Consider the following 3,838-nt stretch of genomic DNA (forward strand, 5'->3'; position numbering starts at 1 on the left):
ATTTTTATTTCATCCCGTTTGAAGCAGAGAAAACGACGGAAACGATAAGGTTTCAGGGAAAAGCATTTCATTACCTTCCGAACGGCAATTCCGGGATTCATGAACTGGCTTTGGCATTATCAAGGAACAAAAGCCGGCCGGTTTATCCGCTTTGGATCATTTTGGATAAAAATCAGAATCTCGTCGATTATCATGAAGGAATTTTTCTGCCGGAAGAATTGAAGAAAAAGTTGTTGGAAATTCCGGGTTTTTAAGACGTTTATTTTTTCTCGCAGATTGGGCTGATTGCGCAGATTTTAATTCATCGCAAAGCTAAATAAAGACTGAATCCATCTGAATGCATATAAAAGATAAACAAAGGTGTTTGACTTCGTCGAATCTTTGATTTCACTTAGCCTAACCATACAAAAGTTCTTACTTTGTATTTCCTAGTCAAGCAAAGCACCCTTGTTTTTTAAAAATAAGCAACAGGATATTAAAAGCCTTTGTCTGGCTTTGCGATATTATTTCTTATTCAGCCATGAGCTCACCAGCGTAGGATGAGTCTGTACCCACTGTTTAGCAGCTTTTTCCTTGTCTCTGCTGTATTCCATTTTCGTTAAGAGATCGGTCATATCTGCATCTGTATAATGCATGTTGGAGAAGAATTCTGCCAGTTCCGGATGGTCTTTGGCGAAGCTTTTCCGGCTGTAGGTTTTGATCTGCTCTGCCTCGCCAAATGTTCTTTTGGGATCTTCGAGAAATTTCAGCTTCATTTTCCCGAACATCCAATGCGGCTGCCATCCCGCTACAACGATCCATTGTTTTTGGCGGATCGCATTCTGAAGCTCGGTAATCATGGCAATCGTGGAAGAATTTACCTGGTGGCAGTCCAGCTGATAATCCCGGATTGCTTTGTCGGCAGCGGTCGTGAGCCCGGCTCCTTTTTCAATACCGATGATCCGGTGATTGAACCGGTCGTTATATTGGTTTAATTCCGCTATTGAATTAACAGGAATATAATCAGGCACCACGAGACCGATCCGGCCGGCATCGTAATTTGTTCCGAGCACTTTCAGATCTGGGAAGCGGTTGACTTTCGAAGTATGGGTGTAAGGCAGCCAGACGCCCATGAAAAGATCGGTGTCTTCATTGTTCATCGAAGCCAGGATCATATCGGTAGAGGCTTTCTGGATGATGACATAATAACCCTGCTCATCAAGGATGGCTTTGGCCACATGCGTCATCGCAACATCTTCCGCCCAGCCGTCTACCATGCCGATGGTGACGTATTTTGAATTTTTCAACTGCTTGCAGGAAATCAGCATTCCTGCGATTACGGTTAAAAAGACGGGTATGATATATTTTAAATGTTTCATTTTACTTTTTTTTCTTTACAAATCCCTGGGTTATACGGTCGAGGATAATGGCTAAAATTACCACGGATAATCCGCTTTCAAATCCAAGCCCGATATCCAGGTTGTTAATTCCTTCCAATACCTTTTCACCCAGACCGCCCGCGGCAATCATTCCGGCAATCACCACCATGGAAAGTGATAATAAAATGGTCTGGTTTACTCCTGCCAGGATGGTCTGCATGGCTAAAGGAAGTTCGACTTTAAATAAAATCTGGCGGTTGGTAGCTCCAAAAGCCCGAGCCGCTTCCACAATATCTTTCGGTACCGAATCGATTCCCAGCGTCGTTAACCGGACTGCCGGCGGCATGGCGAAGATAATCGTGGCAAAAGCACCCGGCACCTTACCGATGCTGAAGAACAGTACTGCCGGGATGAGGTAGACAAAAGCAGGCATCGTCTGCATCAGGTCGAGCATCGGGCGGATCACCTTGGCTGCCAGTTTGTTTTTTGCTGCCCAGATCCCCAGCGGAACCGAAAGGAGGAGCGCCGTAAGTGTGGCTACGAAAATCAGCGCTAATGTTTCCATCGTTTCTTTCCAGAATCCCATCAGAAAGATCAGCGTCAGTCCGCCGGCGGTCATCAAAGCCGTTCCTTTCCCGGATTTCCACCAGGCAAGTAAGGTGAACAGAAGAATGATGATGTAAAACGGCGTGTTGGTCAGCAGCCATTCGATTCCGAGGATCGAAGCGTTGCCGATGTGTTTGATGATATCAAAAAATGGTTTGGCATTATCGGTAAGCCAGTTGACGGCCGTTTCCACATATTGCCCTATATCTATAATTTTATGCATGTGATGTACTGTTATTGGTTGTTTGCAATTTCTTTCAATTCGATGATTTCCTCTTTGTTTAACCTCGTGGCTTCAATCACCAGCGACAGCTGCGTTACCAGCCCCAGGAATTTATTGTTTGCGTCTACCACGGCAATCGAGGATTTGCTTCCCGAAATCAGCGGCAGCATTTCTTCCACGGTAGCTTCCGGAAATACGGACGGGACATTGCTGTTGATCACCGATTCCACCGTCGGTTCTTTCTTTTTGGCAATCTGCAGGATGTCGTCCAGCTTTACAAATCCCAGGAAAGTATTCTGGAAATCCACCACGGGCAAGTTTTCCAGACCGGTGGCCCTCATTTTCCTTAACGCGCCTTCCGGACCGTCTTTCCTGAACCGCACCACGGTAGGTTTGTCAAACATTAAAGATTTTGCCGTGATGATGCTCTTACGGTCTACTTTTTCCACGAAGGCTTTCACATAATCGCTTGCCGGGTTGGTAAGGATGTCTTCGGCGGTCCCGATCTGCTCGATCACCCCGTCTTTCATAATCACGATGCGGTCGCCGATCTTGATGGCTTCGTCGAGGTCGTGGGTAATAAAGACAATGGTTTTCTGAAGCGTATCCTGAAGTTCCAGCATCTGGTCCTGCATTTCCGATTTAATCAGTGGGTCCAGGGCAGAGAACGCTTCGTCCATCAGCAATACTTCAGGATCATTGGCCAAAGCTCTTGCCAGGCCGACCCGTTGCTGCATCCCTCCGGAAAGCTGTGACGGATATTGGTTTTCAAAACCGTTCAGCCCGACAATATCCAGTGCTTTTTGTGCCTTTTCCTCTCGGGATTTTTTATCTTCACCCCGGATTTCCAGTCCGAAAGCAGCGTTGCTCAGCACCGTGTGATGGGGCAGGAGGCCGAATTTCTGAAACACCATGCTCATTTCCGTACGCCGTACTTCCAGCAGGTCTTTGTTGTTTTTACCGGTAATATTATCGTCATTGATATAGACCTTCCCCGAAGTCGGCTCATTCAGCCGGTTCAGGCAGCGCAGCAGCGTGGATTTTCCGCTTCCTGATAATCCCATGATCACAAAGAATTCCCCTTCATAGATCTCGAAATTCGCTTTGTTGATTCCGACCGTACAGCCGGTTTTTTCCAGGATTTCCTTTTTGGAAAAGCCTTGGTCGAGAAGTTCAAGGGCTTTCTCTTTGTTTTTGCCGAAGATAATGGTGAGATCTTCGACTTTAAGTTTTACTTTTCTTTTATTTTCAATTGTATTCATATCAGATCTTTTGTATTTAGCATAGACGTAAACATCGCTAATTAAACGTTTAATCTATGGTGAAATTTACCTGTTGAATAGCATCCTATGAAAGTTTGATGATAACCTCAATGCAAATAATAATATAAAGCATGATGCTTATATGCAATTGCAGATTTTACTTCTTAAATAAGATCAGAAAAGAAAAATTTTCTTTTTAACAGAGAATCATTATCCCAAAAATAATGATCCGATAGATATACTATACAACTGGAATTTCTACATTTTGACAAAATGCAGGCCAATAAAAAGCATTGCTTTGTACATTATTGACTCTGCAAATTTACGAAATTTAAATTAAATGGATTTTTTTAAATATAAACAATTGAATTTTAATGTTTTGCGAAATA

General features: G+C 43.9%; 3 protein-coding genes and 1 pseudogene. 1 reads left to right on the plus strand and 3 read right to left on the minus strand.

The window, feature by feature from the left end:
- A pseudogene (locus tag QZ735_RS06365) lies at positions 1-254 on the plus strand (thiol:disulfide interchange protein); the annotation flags it as partial.
- 249 nt (positions 255-503) lie between these two features.
- Here the strand turns inward: QZ735_RS06365 and QZ735_RS06370 are convergent.
- From QZ735_RS06370 to QZ735_RS06380, 3 genes are read right to left on the minus strand one after another with little or no spacing between them, the layout of a single operon-like run.
- Positions 504-1,358, minus strand: coding sequence for a glycine betaine ABC transporter substrate-binding protein (locus QZ735_RS06370; protein ID WP_294245764.1), 855 nt, complete (start codon positions 1,356-1,358; stop codon positions 504-506).
- Position 1,359: 1 nt separating this feature from the next.
- Positions 1,360-2,187 carry a proline/glycine betaine ABC transporter permease gene (locus QZ735_RS06375; protein ID WP_294245766.1) on the minus strand — a complete coding sequence of 276 codons (828 nt, stop codon included), beginning with the start codon at positions 2,185-2,187 and terminating at the stop codon, positions 1,360-1,362.
- Between the two features lie 11 nt (positions 2,188-2,198).
- Positions 2,199-3,449: a glycine betaine/L-proline ABC transporter ATP-binding protein gene (locus tag QZ735_RS06380; protein ID WP_294245769.1), complete on the minus strand. Its 1,251-nt coding sequence runs from the start codon at positions 3,447-3,449 to the stop codon at positions 2,199-2,201.
- Between the last annotated feature and the right edge of the window lie 389 nt (positions 3,450-3,838).

The organism is uncultured Chryseobacterium sp., from assembly GCF_913776365.1.
Lineage (GTDB): Bacteria > Bacteroidota > Bacteroidia > Flavobacteriales > Weeksellaceae > Chryseobacterium.

Coding starts and splice junctions, on each gene's coding strand:
- QZ735_RS06370 (WP_294245764.1), bottom strand. CDS start 1,358: ATGAAACATTTAAAATATATCATACCCGTCTTTTTAACCGTAATCGCA.
- QZ735_RS06375 (WP_294245766.1), bottom strand. CDS start 2,187: ATGCATAAAATTATAGATATAGGGCAATATGTGGAAACGGCCGTCAAC.
- QZ735_RS06380 (WP_294245769.1), bottom strand. CDS start 3,449: ATGAATACAATTGAAAATAAAAGAAAAGTAAAACTTAAAGTCGAAGAT.